The 15,199-nt window shown below is 53.5% G+C and carries 13 protein-coding genes and 1 pseudogene; 9 read left to right on the forward strand and 5 right to left on the reverse strand.

Going from position 1 to position 15,199, the window contains the following annotated elements:
- The first annotated feature begins 84 nt into the window (after positions 1-84).
- Together O9X91_RS18995 and O9X91_RS19000 are read left to right on the forward strand one after the other, a co-directional pair.
- A complete protein-coding gene (locus tag O9X91_RS18995) occupies positions 85-885 on the forward strand; it encodes a hypothetical protein (RefSeq protein WP_142913059.1) in 801 nt (266 codons plus the stop codon).
- Between the two features lie 80 nt (positions 886-965).
- Positions 966-1,916: a bile acid:sodium symporter family protein gene (locus O9X91_RS19000; RefSeq protein ID WP_142913057.1), complete on the forward strand. Its 951-nt coding sequence runs from the start codon at positions 966-968 to the stop codon at positions 1,914-1,916.
- Positions 1,917-1,967: 51 nt separating this feature from the next.
- On the opposite strand, the gene O9X91_RS19005 is transcribed toward O9X91_RS19000, so the two are convergent.
- Positions 1,968-3,011, reverse strand: a complete 1,044-nt coding sequence (locus O9X91_RS19005) for an aldo/keto reductase (protein ID WP_142913056.1) — start codon at positions 3,009-3,011, stop codon at positions 1,968-1,970.
- A 183-nt stretch (positions 3,012-3,194) separates the two neighbouring features.
- Here O9X91_RS19005 and O9X91_RS19010 point away from each other — a divergent pair, with 183 nt between their 5' ends.
- A complete protein-coding gene (locus O9X91_RS19010) occupies positions 3,195-4,100 on the forward strand; it encodes a LysR family transcriptional regulator (protein WP_269833823.1) in 906 nt (301 codons plus the stop codon).
- 72 nt (positions 4,101-4,172) lie between these two features.
- Here O9X91_RS19010 and O9X91_RS19015 read toward each other — a convergent pair whose 3' ends face one another.
- From O9X91_RS19015 to O9X91_RS19025, 3 genes and pseudogenes are all read right to left on the reverse strand, one after another.
- The gene (locus tag O9X91_RS19015) at positions 4,173-4,958 is read right to left on the reverse strand and encodes a 2-keto-4-pentenoate hydratase (protein ID WP_269833824.1); all 786 of its coding nucleotides are present in this window, start codon (positions 4,956-4,958) and stop codon (positions 4,173-4,175) included.
- A gap of 4 nt (positions 4,959-4,962) precedes the next feature.
- A pseudogene (locus O9X91_RS19020) lies at positions 4,963-5,214 on the reverse strand (fumarylacetoacetate hydrolase family protein); the annotation flags it as partial.
- 45 nt (positions 5,215-5,259) lie between these two features.
- Positions 5,260-7,023: an ABC transporter ATP-binding protein gene (locus O9X91_RS19025; protein WP_080793738.1), complete on the reverse strand. Its 1,764-nt coding sequence runs from the start codon at positions 7,021-7,023 to the stop codon at positions 5,260-5,262.
- 556 nt (positions 7,024-7,579) lie between these two features.
- On the opposite strand from O9X91_RS19025, the gene O9X91_RS19030 reads away from it, so the two are divergent.
- Both O9X91_RS19030 and O9X91_RS19035 read left to right on the forward strand, forming a co-directional pair.
- Entirely contained in the window at positions 7,580-9,328 is a 1,749-nt protein-coding gene (locus O9X91_RS19030) for a glycosyltransferase (protein ID WP_269833825.1), read from the forward strand.
- A 16-nt stretch (positions 9,329-9,344) separates the two neighbouring features.
- Positions 9,345-11,258: an HAD family hydrolase gene (locus tag O9X91_RS19035; protein ID WP_269833826.1), complete on the forward strand. Its 1,914-nt coding sequence runs from the start codon at positions 9,345-9,347 to the stop codon at positions 11,256-11,258.
- Positions 11,259-11,439: 181 nt separating this feature from the next.
- On the opposite strand, the gene O9X91_RS19040 is transcribed toward O9X91_RS19035, so the two are convergent.
- Positions 11,440-11,955 carry a hypothetical protein gene (locus tag O9X91_RS19040; RefSeq protein WP_269833827.1) on the reverse strand — a complete coding sequence of 172 codons (516 nt, stop codon included), beginning with the start codon at positions 11,953-11,955 and terminating at the stop codon, positions 11,440-11,442.
- Positions 11,956-12,107: 152 nt separating this feature from the next.
- On the opposite strand from O9X91_RS19040, the gene O9X91_RS19045 reads away from it, so the two are divergent.
- From O9X91_RS19045 to O9X91_RS19060, 4 genes are all read left to right on the forward strand, one after another.
- A complete protein-coding gene (locus O9X91_RS19045) occupies positions 12,108-12,536 on the forward strand; it encodes a Rossmann-fold NAD(P)-binding domain-containing protein (protein ID WP_193559321.1) in 429 nt (142 codons plus the stop codon).
- 12 nt (positions 12,537-12,548) lie between these two features.
- Complete coding sequence (locus O9X91_RS19050) at positions 12,549-13,832, forward strand: NAD(P)/FAD-dependent oxidoreductase (RefSeq protein WP_142913049.1); 1,284 nt, start codon at positions 12,549-12,551, stop codon at positions 13,830-13,832.
- Positions 13,829-14,185 (forward strand): GtrA family protein, encoded by a 357-nt coding sequence (locus O9X91_RS19055; protein WP_204814842.1) that lies wholly within the window; start codon positions 13,829-13,831, stop codon positions 14,183-14,185. The genes O9X91_RS19050 and O9X91_RS19055 overlap by 4 nt, the downstream gene beginning before the upstream one ends.
- Positions 14,186-14,335: 150 nt before the next feature.
- The gene (locus O9X91_RS19060) at positions 14,336-15,085 is read left to right on the forward strand and encodes a methyltransferase domain-containing protein (RefSeq protein ID WP_142913048.1); all 750 of its coding nucleotides are present in this window, start codon (positions 14,336-14,338) and stop codon (positions 15,083-15,085) included.
- Positions 15,086-15,199: the final 114 nt, after the last annotated feature.

The raw sequence follows: 15,199 nt of genomic DNA on the forward strand, positions 1-15,199 counted from the left end.
TGTTGGCGCGTGTCAAATAGGTTTAGCTGCAGGCGATCGGTTGGGGAGACGTCATTGCTAAAATTATCAGCTTTGGTGGCCGTTATGGCTTTTTCTGCAAGCGCGGCCTCAGCCGCGGATCAACTCGGCTCCCTGCCCGCGAGGGTTGATGACGCGGATTGGGCGTTTCAGGCAACGGGTTATCTGTGGGCGACGGGTTTGAGCGGCAACATTTCGCCCTTCCGTCGCGCGCCGACGCTGCATGTCGAAAAATCCTTCTCCGACGTCATGGAGGATCTCAACTTCGGCGGGTTCTTGAACATCTGGGGCCGTTATGACCGCTTTGTCCTGTCCGGCGATCTAATGTATGTCGACACCACGGACAGCAAGGCGGCCGGGCCGCTGCCGGCGCTACAAATCCCGGGTTTGCCCACCCTTCCGGCTGGCGCGGCAATCGCCGCGAACGTCGATACGCAGGAATTCATGGCGACGCTGCAGGCCGGTTACCGGATCGTGGATGCAGACGGATTTTCGCTCGACGCCTTGGCGGGAGCCCGCTTCTGGCATATCTCCAACGAGGTGGCGGTCACTGCCAGCCATCCCCTGATCGGCAGCGTATCAGCCACGCATAAGGAAAGTTTCGGCTGGGTTGATCCCGTGATCGGCGCGCGCGCTTTTTTTGGCCTGACAGACAGGCTCTCCGTCCAGGGGCAGGTGGATATTGGCGGTTTCGGCGCGGGATCCGATCTCACCTGGTCAGCGCTCGCGACGGTGAACTACATCTTCACGGACACATTGTCCGTTTCGGCAGGCTACAAGGTGCTCGACGTGGACTATTCTGACGACGGATATGTTTTTGATTCGAGGCTGAGCGGGCCGGTTGTCGGTCTGACCTATCGGTTCTGACCCTTTTCCCCTCACTATGACCTTGACACGACACCCTTGCAGTCTAGACGGGGTCCCATGATTATATTGGGAGTATAGACATGAAAACGCTGGCAGCCGTTTCGGCTTTCGTGGGCAAGACCTTTGCCGTCTGGGTCATCCTGTTTGCCGTGCTCGGCTTCTTTTTTCCAGATACGTTCAAACAGATAGCGCCGTGGATCGTCACGCTTCTGTCGATCATCATGTTCGGCATGGGGCTCACACTGTCGGTCGATGACTTCAGGGAGGTCGTCAAAAGGCCGTTCGATGTGACGATCGGTGTCCTTGGCCAGTTTCTGGTCATGCCGCTTCTGGCGGTGCTGCTCACCCGGATTATTCCCATGCCGCCGGAAGTGGCCGCTGGCGTCATTCTGGTCGGCTGCTGCCCGGGCGGCACATCTTCTAACGTCATGACGTATCTCTCCAAGGGCGATGTCGCGCTGTCGGTCGCCTGCACCTCGGTCACCACGCTTGCCGCGCCGCTGGTGACCCCGTTCCTCGTCTGGTTGTTTGCGAGCCAGTACCTGCCGGTTGACGGCTGGGCCATGTTCCTCAGCATCGTCAAGGTCGTTCTGGTTCCGCTCGCTCTCGGCGCCGCTCTGCAGAAGCTGCTGCCCGGTCTCGTCAAGGCCGCCGTTCCGGCATTGCCGCTCGTGAGCGTCATCGGCATCGTCTTGATCGTCTCGGCGGTGGTGGGAGGATCCAAGGCGGCTATCGCCCAGTCCGGGCTGATGATTCTTGCCGTCGTAATCCTGCATAACGGTCTTGGTTATCTCATCGGTTATCTCGCGGCAAAGGCAACGGGCCTGTCGCTTGCCAAGCGCAAGGCCATCGCGATCGAGGTGGGCATGCAGAATTCAGGCCTTGGCGCGGCGCTTGCCACGGCTTACTTCTCACCTGTCGCTGCGGTGCCGAGCGCGATCTTCAGCGTCTGGCACAATATTTCCGGCGCAATCCTCGCGAACTGGTTCTCGGGCCGTGTGGAAGCTGGCTCCGAAAACAAAGCCGCCTGAAGCTCCACATCTGTCGGGCCGCCTGCGGTTCAGGCGGCCCGATTAACCCTGTTACGGCATAGTGACGGCCGGTGGATTAAGCCGGGCAAAGCCCGCTTGCCGCTGATAAGGGAAATGCGGATAGGGAGCGGCCCTCGCGCTGGCCTCGTCCAGCTGCGCCACTTGCGTGGGCGTCAGTTCCCATCCCACGGCATCGAGGTTCTGGCGAAGCTGTTCCTCATTGCGCGCACCGATGATCACTGTTGAAACTGTGGGGCGTCTGAGCAGCCAGTTGAGGGCGACCTGCGGTACCGTCCTGCCGGTCTCTTCTGCAACAGCATCAAGCGCATCGATCACGCGGTAGAGATCTTCATCATCCACCGGCGGGCCAAAGCTGGCGGTCTCGTGCAGGCGGCTACCTTCGGGCAGCGGCGTGCCGCGGCGGATTTTTCCTGTCAACCGCCCCCAGCCAAGCGGGCTCCAGACCATTGCGCCCAGACCCTGATCCGCGCCGAGCGGCATCAGATCCCACTCGTAATCCCGGCCGATCAGGGAGTAATAGACCTGGTTGACCACATAACGCGGCCAACCGTATCGATCCGCGACGGCGAGCGATTTCATGATCTGCCAGCCGGAAAAATTCGAGACACCGGTATATCGCACCTTGCCCGACCGGACGAGCGCATCGAGCGTCGAGAGCACTTCCTCAACCGGCGTGAAGGCGTCGAAGGCATGAAGCTGAAGGATGTCGATATAGTCGGTCTGGAGACGGCGCAGGGCGTCATCCAAAGCCCGCAGCAATCGGAAGCGGGACGAGCCCGCCTCGTTCGGCCCGTCGCCCATCGGCAGGCTGGTCTTGGTCGAGATCAAAACGCTGTCGCGCTTTCCCTTGATGGCCTCGCCGAGCACGTCCTCCGATGCGCCATTGGAATAGACGTCGGCGGTATCGAACAGGTTGACGCCGGCTTCCAGACAAATATCGATCAGACGCCGGGCTTCCGTGGCGTCTGAATTGCCCCAGTTGCTGAAAAGCGGGCCGGAGCCGCCGAAAGTTCCGGTACCAAAGCTCAAGACCGGCACTTTCAGGCCTGATTTGCCGAGATAGCGATATTCCATGGGGCGTTCCTTTTTTGCTTCGAAATGGTCGTGGCGGGGCTCTGGGAGCGCCGCGCTCTGTCCATCCCGTCGTGATCTGGCGGATGAAGATTGCGATGCGTTCAATCGCCGCCTGAAGATAGACGCTCGCTCTTCAATGAAATAGAATGCCGAAAATACTATCACTTGTGAGATCAAATCATCATGGCGCGACTGGAAATCAACCGGGCAGGGGAGATGGAAATTTTCGTGCGGGTCGTCGAGCTCGGCGGTTTTTCCCGCGCGGCTGCTGCCGCAAAAATGACGCCTTCCGCCGTGAGCAAACTGATCGCTCGGCTGGAAAGCCGCCTTGGTGCGCGCCTGCTCAACCGTTCCACCCGTCAGCTTCAGATCACCCCAGAGGGCTGCGCCTTCTATGAACGTGCAACTCGTATCCTCGCGGATCTTGAAGAGGCCGAACGCGCCGCCGGTGAGGGCGAACAGCCTGTCGGGCGCGTTCGGATCAACACCAGCGCTTCTTATGCAACGCATATTCTTGCGCCCATCCTGCCACGGTTTCTGGCGCTTCATCCAGGCATCACGCTCGATATCGTCCAGACGGATATGGTGGTTGACCTGCTCGCGGAGCGCATGGATGTGGCGGTGCGCGCGGGACCACTGAAAAGCTCAACGCTTGTCGCCCGCAAGCTCGGTGAGACAAGGATGATCATTGCTGCCGCTCCGGATTATCTGGAGCGTTATGGCGTGCCGCAAACAATCGCCGATCTGGAAGATCACAATCGCCTCGGATTCGGGTACTCGAGGTCAGTCGACGGGTGGCCGTTGCGGGATGCCGGAAAGACTGTTGTCATTCCGGCGACGGGGCGCGTGCAGGTAAGCGACGGCGAGGGCCTTCGCCGTCTTGCCCTTGCCGGTGTCGGTCTGGTCCGCCTTGCCGCTTTCACCGTGCGAGAGGATATCGCCGCCGGTCGGTTGATCTCCGTGCTCGATCATCTCGACACAGGTGAGACGGAGATGTTTCATGCCGTTTATGTCGGCCAACGCGGTCCGCTTCCGGCACGTATTCGAGCCCTGCTTGATTTTCTGGGCGAGTATGGCCGGGTGAGATAATCCAGGACGTTAGAATGTGTGACCCGCATACGACGGGGTGGGTCTGGTAAATGAGGCGTCTGCACCGGCCGCCTATGGTTTCGGACTGGACAATGCGAAGGCGCCAACCGATTTCAACGTTATCTGCGTCTCGCCGGTAAGTGTGCTTGGTATCGCACCGCAAAGACTGCCCGTCGTCACGACATTGCCAGCCTTGAGCATGTCGCCCTTGTTGAGTGCCGCATTGGCAAAGGCGACCAGCGGCGCAAGCGGATCACTATTCGGATGTCTTACCCTGGCATCAAACAGCGACACCTGCCCCTCGGTGACGGTGAGCTGCGGCAGGTTTTCGCCATTTCCGGCAAAGACATCCACGATGCCTTTATCGACGTCCGGTCCGATGACGAAGCCGTGGTTGGCGAGGCGATCCGCGAGAAAAAGCGGAAACGGCACCTGGTTTTTCTCCGCCAGCCTGTAGCGGAGAAGTTCAGCGCCGAGATGGACCTTGTCGATAAATGCCATCAGGTCGGCCCTCGCCAGCGGCCCCGCCGCCGCCGCAGGAATATCCGCCGAAAGCGTAAAGCAGATCTCGACCTCGATGCCTTCGGTGCCGCCATGGGGAAAAGAAGCGGCATTGGCTTCATCGACCCGCACGCAATCGAACATGGGCGCCCCGACGGCCTCGCCGTCGGGGCGAATCGCCAGTTTCCAGCCGGAAACCGGCTCTGCCCAGTTCTCAGCAAAAGCCCGCTGGACCGCCATAGCCTCTGCAAGCGCACCGGGGATGAGACCCTCCGCCTGCACCGCCGCCAGAGATATTTTCGCCCCGCCTCGGCTCGCGGTGGTAAAGCGTCCAGCCAGCTTCTCGATTGCAGTCATTCCCTCATGTCTCCTGATGATCTCGCGCGCTGAATGCCGTCACGATTTGACGTGGTGTGCCAAGGCCCTCAATGCCGAGTTCGACCATATCGCCGGCTTTTAGGAACACGGGCGGGTTCATTCCAAGACCGACCCCGGGCGGCGTCCCCGTGGTGACAACGTCGCCCGGCATGAGGCGCATGAAGCGGCTGATGTAAGAAACAAGCATTACGATCGGAAAACTCATCTTGGATGTCGAGACGGCTCCTTTTCGCTCTGAAATAAAATTCGAGCGGCAATGGCCGCCCGTTTTATTTTGGTGTCACGCGACGTCTGCGTCGAACTGGATGCTGTGAAGTCGTTTATACAGACCGTCATTCGCTAGCAATTCACGCCGGCTTCCCTGTTCGGCCACTTCACCATTATCCATCACGACGATTTTGTCGGCGCGGTTGATTGTGGAAAGGCGATGGGCGATCACGATGGATGTCTTGTTGAGCGTCAGGCGCTCTAGCGCATCCCGCACGAGAGCCTCGGACTCGGAATCCAGTGCACTTGTCGCTTCGTCCAGGATCAGGATATCCGCGTCCCGAAGCATCGCGCGTGCAATCGCCACACGCTGTCGCTGGCCGCCAGACAGGCCGGAGCCGTTTTCGCCCAGCCTGGTGTCGTATCCGTTCTGCATCTTCATGATGAAATCATGCGCATTCGCAGCCTTTGCTGCCGCTATGATCTCTTCCTCTGTCGCATTGTCGCGGCCGACGGAGATGTTGTGCTTGATCGTTCCGGAGAACAGGAATGTTTCCTGACCGACATAAGAAACGTGTTCGCGCAGGCTGGCAAAGGAAACATCGCGCAGATCCATGCCGTTGATTTCAACGGAGCCGTTCTGTGGATCGTAAAGACGCATCATGAGGTTGATGATCGTCGACTTGCCACTGCCGGAGGGGCCGACCAGTGCCGTCATCTTGCCGCCTTCGAAGAGGACGCTAACGTCGTTAAGAACCGGCTGGCCGGGCACGTACTCGAAGCTGACGTTCTTAAGCTCGACATCGCCGCTTGCCTTGGGAAGCGGGACTGCGTCCTTCTTTTCGGTCAGCGTTAGCGGCGCGTCCAGCACCTGAAACATCATGCGCACGCCTATCATCCCGCCCTCGATCTGCACGCGCATCCGAGCAAGCCGCTTGGCAGGCTCGTAGGCAAGGAGAAGAGCCGTGATAAAGGCCATCAGATCGCCGGGGGAACCGCCTTTTTCGAGCACAGTGTAGCCAGAGACGGCAATTACCACTGCAATGGCAAGACCAGACAGGGTTTCCATGATCGGGCTGGTCGCGGCTTCCAGTCTGGCTATGCCATTGGCTCGCTGCTCGACATCGGAAACCGCTTTGTTCATGCGTTGCGCCATCAGCTTCTCTAAGGAAAAAGCCTTGATGACTCGCACGCCGATGCTGGTTTCCTGGACGACGTTGACGATTTCGCCCAACGAAGCAAGTTCCGCCTCCATGATCTTTCGGACGCGCCGCAGAACGAGACGAACGCTGAAGATTGCCAAAGGACCGATAATCATGGAAATCGCGCTCAGAAGGAAATTCTGGGCGAACATCACGATGATCAAGCCGAGGAGGGAGAAGAGGTCGCGAACGAAGGATGTGACGATTGTGTCGATGACGCTGCGGGCAGCTTGGGCGTTGTAGGTCACGCGGACCAGAAGTTCTGAAGATGGCAAATTTTGGAAAAAAGAGACGCCTTGCTTGAGGAGCCTATCGTAGATTTTGCGCTGCTGCTCGGCGACGATGCTATTTCCCGCCTTGCTGAGGTAGTAGCTCTGAACAAAGGTAGCAAGCCCCTTCACTATGAAGATGGCTGCAACTGCAAATGCAATCTCGAGGACGACATCGAAACCTTGCTTCAGGTAGACGCTGTTGACAATATCACGCATTATCCAAGCGCTAAGAGATGTCATGCCAGCGACAACGAGCATCGCCGCGATTGCCGCAGAATACCAGCCGACGTGTTTTTTGAAGTTTTCCTTAAATAGCCGCGTTAACAGCTTTTTGTCGTCTGGCGACAAAAATGATCCGATCACTGCAATATCCTTGCGAATTCAAGATAAATATCGTTCCGAAGCAAGACCTGCTCACCACCCCATGGCAAAGGTAATTGTAGTGTCACCTAGTCAGCATGTCACTCGTATTCACCTTGTTGCATCATCCATCCGCGCTGCACGGAGATTTACGGAACTCGGATCAAGATAGTTCGGCAACGACTTGCGTTTACGAGGGCGAAAACCCCCATTTCCAAGCCATGTGCGGCCCAAATTAGTGGCTAGCAAATAGTCCTCCTCATTCTGTCTGTCAATATCAGCGCTTTGGCTTCGTGCGCGTGTCGTGCGCGATCATGCCTCCCGTGTTTGGCTACACAGAATCATAATGTTCACTGGATGTGAATTTCATCATGGTGTCTGTATTTATAAGTATTTGTTTGGTTTAATATTATTAATCAAAAATGTAATTAATTAAGTTTTGTCTAATCTTATTATTTCTACGAAATTTCTATAGACTATAAAAATTATTATGAGTATTAGTTAATTGAATTTTTTTAGGTTTTGTGTTTCTGCATGTTAATGATTTTTAGGGTGCTCCTTGAGAAATAGTTTCGTTTATAATGAAATTGAGAAATTTGGATTGAGGTCGCCTGATATTGAGGTTTTGGCGCAGAGATATTATGCGCAATGCGCAGAAGATCTTATTGTTGTCAGTATACTGAAAGCGCTTTCCGCGCGTAGGCATTTTGATCTTTCGGCAGAGCGATATCTTGAGGTTGGCGCTAATCATCCTATTGCCACAAGTGCGACGTATCTTCTTTCTCTCGAATTGGGAATGAGCGGGGTCCTCGTTGAGGCAAATCCGGCGCTTATCGCCGATCTGGAAAAGGTTCGAAAACAAGACCTTGTTTTGAACAAGGCGATTATTGTCGGTGATTCAGATACCGCAGAGCTTTTCGTATCAAATCAAAATGAACTCTCGTCTTTATCGAGGCGATTTGTCGAAGATTGGCAAGATGGCGCCGTCGGATTGAAAGATGTCATCACGGTTCAGGCATCTCGTATGAACGATGTGCTTGAGGAGTTTTTTTCAGAGCGCGCACCCTTGTATCTGTCCATCGACACTGAAGGTTTGGACCTTGACTTGCTTAAGGACGTCGATTGGGACCGCTGGCGCCCTGCCGTTGTCCAAGCGGAGCCCTCTGAACATTTTATTGAAAACAATGCTGAACTGATCTCTCAGTTGCTGGAAAGCAAGGGTTATGTGCTCGTAGCGAAGACAGCGGTCAATCTTATATTCATGGATAGCAGCCTAGCCACGAAAAATAGCGCATCTCAAGTTGACGGAGACGGAGCGGGCGCGGAAAGCGTCTCTGGCCCTACTGTTGTGGGGATTGTCACTCGGACAAAGGATCGCGCCGTACTGCTTCGAAGGGCGCTGGAAAGCGTAAAGAACCAGACATATGAAGATTGGAGACTGGTTGTCGTAAATGATGGCGGGCAGGCTGAGTCCGTTGATTGGCTCGTTGGGCAGATCTTCGAGGGAGACGCGAGAGTGAGCGTTCTTCATCATGAGGTGTCCAAGGGAATGGAGGCGGCATCAAATGCCGGACTCGCAAAGTTGAATACGGAATACGCCGTCATCCACGATGACGATGATAGCTGGGCGCCCGAGTTTCTGGCTTCGATGACCTCAACCATCGCCCGTCGTCAGAAAACATTTCCGTCAATCAAAGGAATTGTATGCCGCATCAACAGTGTATTTGAAACTGTTGTCGGTAATGAAATCACAATAGAACGCGTCGAACCGTTTCGAGCTTTGCATTCCGACCCTCTCGATGAGGGTCTACTCTCCGTTCAAAAGATGTTGGTTCGCAATCAGTTTCCTCCAATAGCGTTCATGTTCGACCTCGCCACTGCGCGCGAATTGGGTCTCTTCAATGAAAGCCTGCCCGTCGCTGGTGATTGGGATTTTCATTCGCGGTTCTTAATGAAGCACGATGTTTGGATTCTGCCTGAGTATCTAAGTTTTTATCACCAACGTGTTTCAGCCACGGGCGAGCTTGGAAACACCATCCATGCCGGCATAACTCAACATCGCCTCTATCACCAAAAAATGCGTAACGACCTTGTGCGTCAAGCGGCAGGAGAAAGCGGAGAGCGTCGAATCGCAATCACCATTCCGGCTGAAATTCAGGAGTTCACTCAAAATGAGGTGTATCACATCCTGTGGCGGCTGGGACAGATGGAAGCTGCGATACACGGTCTCCGCCCTGTACGCCCAAAGTGGCGGCATGAACTTTCAGTTTGGTTCAGGCGTTGGCGAAACCGCCTGCTGAGACGTTAGACTTAAGGGCATATTGATGTATGAATTAGTAACATTTGATATCTTTGATACACTTTTGCATCGAAAGCTGCGAGCACCGGTAGATGTGTTTGAAGCTGTTCGAGCCGCAGTTATGCAGGAGAATATTGCGCTCCTACACCATGATCTGCTCGTCACTTTCTCCCACCACCGTATCCAGGCCGAAAAAGAAGCGCGTGAAATTCGTGCTGAACTGGCCGGAGAAGAGGGTGAGATAACCTTTACGGAAATCTACGATCGTTATGAAGCTTTAACCGGATGCGGCGGCGAATTGAGACAGTTGCTTCAGGCGAAGGAACTGGAATTGGAGCAAGAATTTCTCTTCGCCAGTGAAGCAGGCCTGCGGACATACGACGAGTTGAGGGCGAAGGCGAAACGAATTGCCCTCGTTTCAGACATGTATTTGCCATCGTCCTGGCTTAAGACCGTATTGCAGGAAAAAGGATTTCAAGGGCTTTCCGATGTAAAGATTTTCGTTTCTGGGGAATTTAGGAAAAGTAAACACAGTGGCGCGCTTTATCAAGAAGTGAGCAGAAGCTTAAATGTCAGCTTTTCAGGTTCTTGGTTACATGTCGGGGACAATGTGTGGGCCGACATAGAGCAAGCAAAAAAATACTCGCTAGCTACTCATCTGGCGGATTGGGCCAAAGTTGACAATCGGCCGTTGTGGTCGAAGTGTACGCGAAACGAATATCTCGTAAACAGCGTTGTTGATTTCCTCGCTACGCCCCAATCGCGACAGTTTGTGCCCCAAGAAGCTTATGCGAGTATAGGTTACCGGATTTTCGGTCCTCTTATTTTTGGTTTTACGATATGGCTTCTGTGGAAAATAAAAGAGACCAAAGTTGAGCACGTCGCTTTTGTCGCACGTGACGGGTGGCTTCCGCATAAGCTATTTGAAATTGTAAAGCAGGATGCGGAATTGGGAAACGTCAGCAGTTCCTATCTTCATTTTTCCAGGAGTGTCGGTCATCAAATTGGATTGAAGGAATGGGATCTCGACAAAACGTGGGTGCCTTTTGGGGGTAAAGTATCCAGACCAATAGAGCAGTATCTCGATACCGTAGGTTACGACGCACGAAAAATCCCTCACCTTTTAGAGCAGTTTGGACTGGTTCTGGGGCAGCCGGTTCCTCCGGAGAAAATCAACGACAGTCGCGCGATGGTGGCGACGACCTTTGATCTTGGACTAAAGACTTCCAGTGAGCGGCGAAAAAAATTTCGCCATTACTTTGAAAAACACTTTTCTCCGGAGGTAAAGACTGGGCTGGTCGACATAGGGTGGAACGGTAATACTCAGAGGTATCTTTTCGGCGTTTTGGATCATACCTACTCTAAAGAAAACGTAATTGGACTTTATCTAGGGCTCCATTCGTCGGCCGTCACGAATAAAAACCTAGGATTTATTATGCATGGTTGGCTATCCCAATATGGCAGTCATCCTCAGATTCAAGATTACCTATTAACAGGCGGCGTTGAACTTTTGGAATTCGCTTTGACTGCGGACCACGGCACAACCCTAGGCTATGAAATAAGCGCTGAAGGCGAGATTGTCCCTAAACTCGAAGATATCCTCCCAGAGGAGAGTGACTATCGCGAAAAGGCGATGAGGGTACAGCAAGGAGTGATCAAGTTTGTGGAAGATAATAAATATCTTCTGAAAATCTATAGTCCTGAGGTGATTTCTTCATTAGCTTGGGCGTCTCCTTTCCAGCGGCTTGTTACTAATCCCCAGCAAGACGAATTGGATTTGCTCGCAGGACTTTCCCATTCCGACACTGCTGGCGTTACCTCGACGCGACTTGTCCTTGCGGCCCGACAGCCCGACAATATTCGAAAGTCGAAACGACAGATGCGTTTAGCGAGAGATAACGCATTTTGGAAGGTCGCTTTTGATCGATTGAACAAGTGAAAATGATTGCCGGATGCAATATTTGCGTCATTGGCAGAATGGCATTGTGTGGCGACCTCGTGACAGAGGCGCCACAACAACTCTGGCGGTGATGGTGCTTGACGACCGCCAAAAGCGCCGGACGTCCACCAGTCAGTGAGAACTCGGTCCGTCAGTCTGTCGCCGATATTGGAAGTTTTTTCTAATGAGTGAGGCGGCAGATGTTTTTGACGTCTCCTCGCGAACGAATGATCACAACATCTTTAGTGTCCTGCTCTTGCTGAAGCGGAACCAAGGCTGAAAACCCGCTCAAATTTTCCGGCGGCATTTTCAATTGCGAATTAATCTCGTCTCTAGGGGTTCTCAATGCCTCGACATATAGTGGCTGTCCATTGGATCCTGGGAGTTGAATGTAAACCCGTTCGCGAATTTTCTTGTCGCCATCAACCGGGATAACCCATCCCTCCAGCCTGGCAACACGAGCACCACTTTCCTCCGTGATCTCGTTGATATCAATCGCACCGTGGCATTCCATGGAATTAGCGCCGTCAGCCTTGAAAGCTGTTCCCGGGAAAGCGATTTTACAGCCGTTAACAATAGCAGTATTCCATTGTTTCCGCGCGACAAAATTAGTGAAAAGAGCAGGGTCCAGATTATCTTTGCCGCAGAAGACAAAACCGCCAAGCTGGTCTGCATCGAGGTATTTTTCAGGATGCATCAAAACGTCATCGGTTTGCGTGAGCCAGTCGGGAATCGTAAAAGATTTACGCTCTGCGAAATAGGAGAATGTCGAGCTCCAGTCATTACCCAGTGCGATAAACTGCCCACCTTCTGTGGTGGCATTTTTATCTGGGCTGGCTTCGCCGGTTCATGGATCGCGTGCCGGTCTTCCCGATTCCTGGTGACGGCAAGTTCATCAGGCAGCCTTTATATGTCGGGGATTTTGCGGCGATCATCATCTCTTCCATGGAGAAAATGCCCACAGGTACCTACGATATTTCTGGGTTGGAGCAGGTATATTATGGCGATCTGATTAATCTGATCCATACCACGGTGAAGCCGAAGGCCCGGATTATCCATATCCCTTACACGGTGTTTTGGTGGCTTCTTTTCGTTTACGGAAAGTTGAGTTCCAAGCCACCTTTCACAACGAGCCAACTTGAGGCGCTCGTGATACCCGAAACATTTCCTGTCATTGATTGGCCGGCGGTCTTTGGGGTGGAGGCCACCCCGTTGCGTAACGCAATCACCGAGACCTATCTGCACCCGACATACAGCAAGATTGTGTTGGATTTTTAGGAGACATTACCAATGAGCCGCATTGTGGTGATCGGGGCGGGGGCCATGGGGCTTGCCGCAGCACATCGCGCCGTAAATTTGGGGCACGAGGTCGATTTGATCGAAAGCGACGCGGTAGCCGGTGGAATGGCCGCCCATTTTGATTTTGGCGGATTGTCGATCGAACGTTTTTATCATTTTGTCTGTAAATCCGACGAGCCAACCTTTGCGCTGATGCGGGAACTCGGCATCGCCGACCGGATGAAGTGGCGTGGAACGTCAATGGGTTACTTCATGAAGGGGAAAATTCATCCCTGGGGCGATCCGATCTCCCTGTTACGGTTCCCGCATCTGAGCTTGATCGCAAAATTCCGAACGGGGCTTCAAATGTTCCTGACGACGAAAGCGCGCGATTTCTCCAAGATTGAACATAAGACTGCGCGGCAGTGGCTTGAACAGGGTTCCGGCAAAGAAGTGTATGGCACACTTTGGAAGCGTTTGATGGAATTGAAGTTCTACGAACTTGCCGACGATATTTCCGCCTCCTGGATCGCAACGCGCGTGCGTCGTATAGGCAACTCCCGGCGCTCGATATTTCAGGAGGAACTTGGCTATATTGACGGTGGAAGCCAGGTCTTGGTCGATGCGCTTGTCGACGCCTATACGGAAAAAGGCGGGCGCCTGCATCTCGGCGCTGCCGCCGAGCGGATAGAATGCGCGGATGGCAAGGTGGCAGGAGTACGGACGAAGGAGCGGTTCTTTCCCGCCGATGCTGTCATTTCCACCCTGCCGACGCCATTGGTATCCCGCTTGGTGCCTGATCTCCCCGAAGCGTCGAAAAAGAAATACGATGATATTCGCAATATCGGCGTGGTTTGCCTTCTCTTCAAATTGAAGAAATCCATCAGCCGCCATTTCTGGATCAATATCGTTGATGACACCATCGAGATACCCGGGCTGATTGAGTTTTCCAATCTTCGCCCCGTGAGCGACACTGTCGTTTATGTGCCGTATTACATGCCGACGACGAATCGCAAATGGAGCTGGACCGACCAGCAGTTCATCGATGAGGCTTTGGGATACATTAAAAAAGTAAATCCCGATGTAAGCGACAACGATGTTATCGAAGCGAAAGTTGGCCGGCTCGCCTATGCGCAGCCAGTTTGCGAGCCAAATTTCTACGATAAATTGCCGCCTGTTCAGACGCCTATTTCGGGGCTCCAGATTGCCGACACTTCCTATTATTATCCTGAGGATCGGGGCATCGCGGAAAGCGTGAGGCTCGGCAGAGCGATGGCTGAAGCCGTGCCGAAATGAGATCGATTTCCGGAATGATCTCATCACCTTTCGTTCGCTTCGTGTTGTCAGGCGGTATAGCTGCCGGCGTTAATGTTCTTTCGCGGGCAGCGCTATCCACAATCACCAGCTATTCTGCTGCAATCGTGATAGCCTACCTCATCGGCATGACGACGGCCTATGGCCTCATGAAACTATTCGTTTTCGAGGAGTCAGGTCGCCGACCTGAGGCGGAATATCTGCGCTTTGGTTTGGTGAACATGGTTGCGTTGGCCCAGGTCTGGCTCGTGAGCGTCGGATTGGCCAGATGGCTGTTCCCACTCGTTGGGTTCGGTTTTCATCCAGAGGCGGTGGCGCATGTGATTGGTGTTTGAGCCCGGTTGCAACGAGTTATTTCCTGCACAAGTACTTTACCTTTTCATCAAGCTGAACCTGTAGAGCGAAAATACCAGGAAGCACGGTGTTTCCGAAAGTAACGCGATACAAGGGATCGTCAGTTTCGGTGTTTTTGAAGTGGTGAAAAAATGAAATGTGTGGTTTGCGGCAGCGAAGACTTCGTCAGTAACAACGTCATTTGGGACGAGCTAGCTGAGGAATGGGGTATAGATCACCTAGAGCGGTCATATATCGATCGACAACAGGGAACACAGTGTTCGGATTGCGGCTGCAATATTCGCAGCCAGGCGCTTGCACGCTCTATTATGCGTCATTGGCATTCGAGTACAAAGTTCGCAGACTTTGTTGTTGCAAGTAAAGATAAAAAAGTTCTCGAACTAAATGAATGCGCACAGCTGTCTAGCTACTTGAAGAGGATGCCTGGTCGTATCCTTGCGGAATATCCAGAGGTCGATATGCATTCGCTCCCATACGTGGATGAAACCTTCGACTTAGTTGTTCATTCAGACACTCTCGAGCACGTCGACAACCCTGTAAAAGCGCTATCAGAGTGCAGACGGGTTCTGAAACCGGGCGGTCTTCTAGCTTACACTGTTCCCATAATTGTAGGCAGGTTGACCCGCGATCGTACGGGACTGCCCAAGAGCTACCACGGTGCTCCAAGCTCCAATGCATCCGACTTTCTCGTCGTAACCGAATACGGAGCTGATGCGTGGAAACATGTCATCGAGGCTGGGTTTGATGAAGTCTGCCTAAGCACTTTCGATTATCCTGCGGGGATAGCAATTAGCGCATCACGTCCAAGCGATCAGCCACCCGGAAATTTTCGGTTGGGAAAACTCGTTTCACGAGGAAAAAAGTCGCAAGTTTTTTTCTAGATATCCGTCATGGCGAAGGACCAGTGATTTCTTGAGGTATCTTGCAGTTGGGGTAGGCGTCGGAAAGTAAGCGCGTCTTTGAAACGTCCGCGTTACCACCTCATATAAAGCCAT

This window comes from Agrobacterium salinitolerans (assembly GCF_027498475.1).
Lineage (GTDB): Bacteria > Pseudomonadota > Alphaproteobacteria > Rhizobiales > Rhizobiaceae > Agrobacterium > Agrobacterium salinitolerans.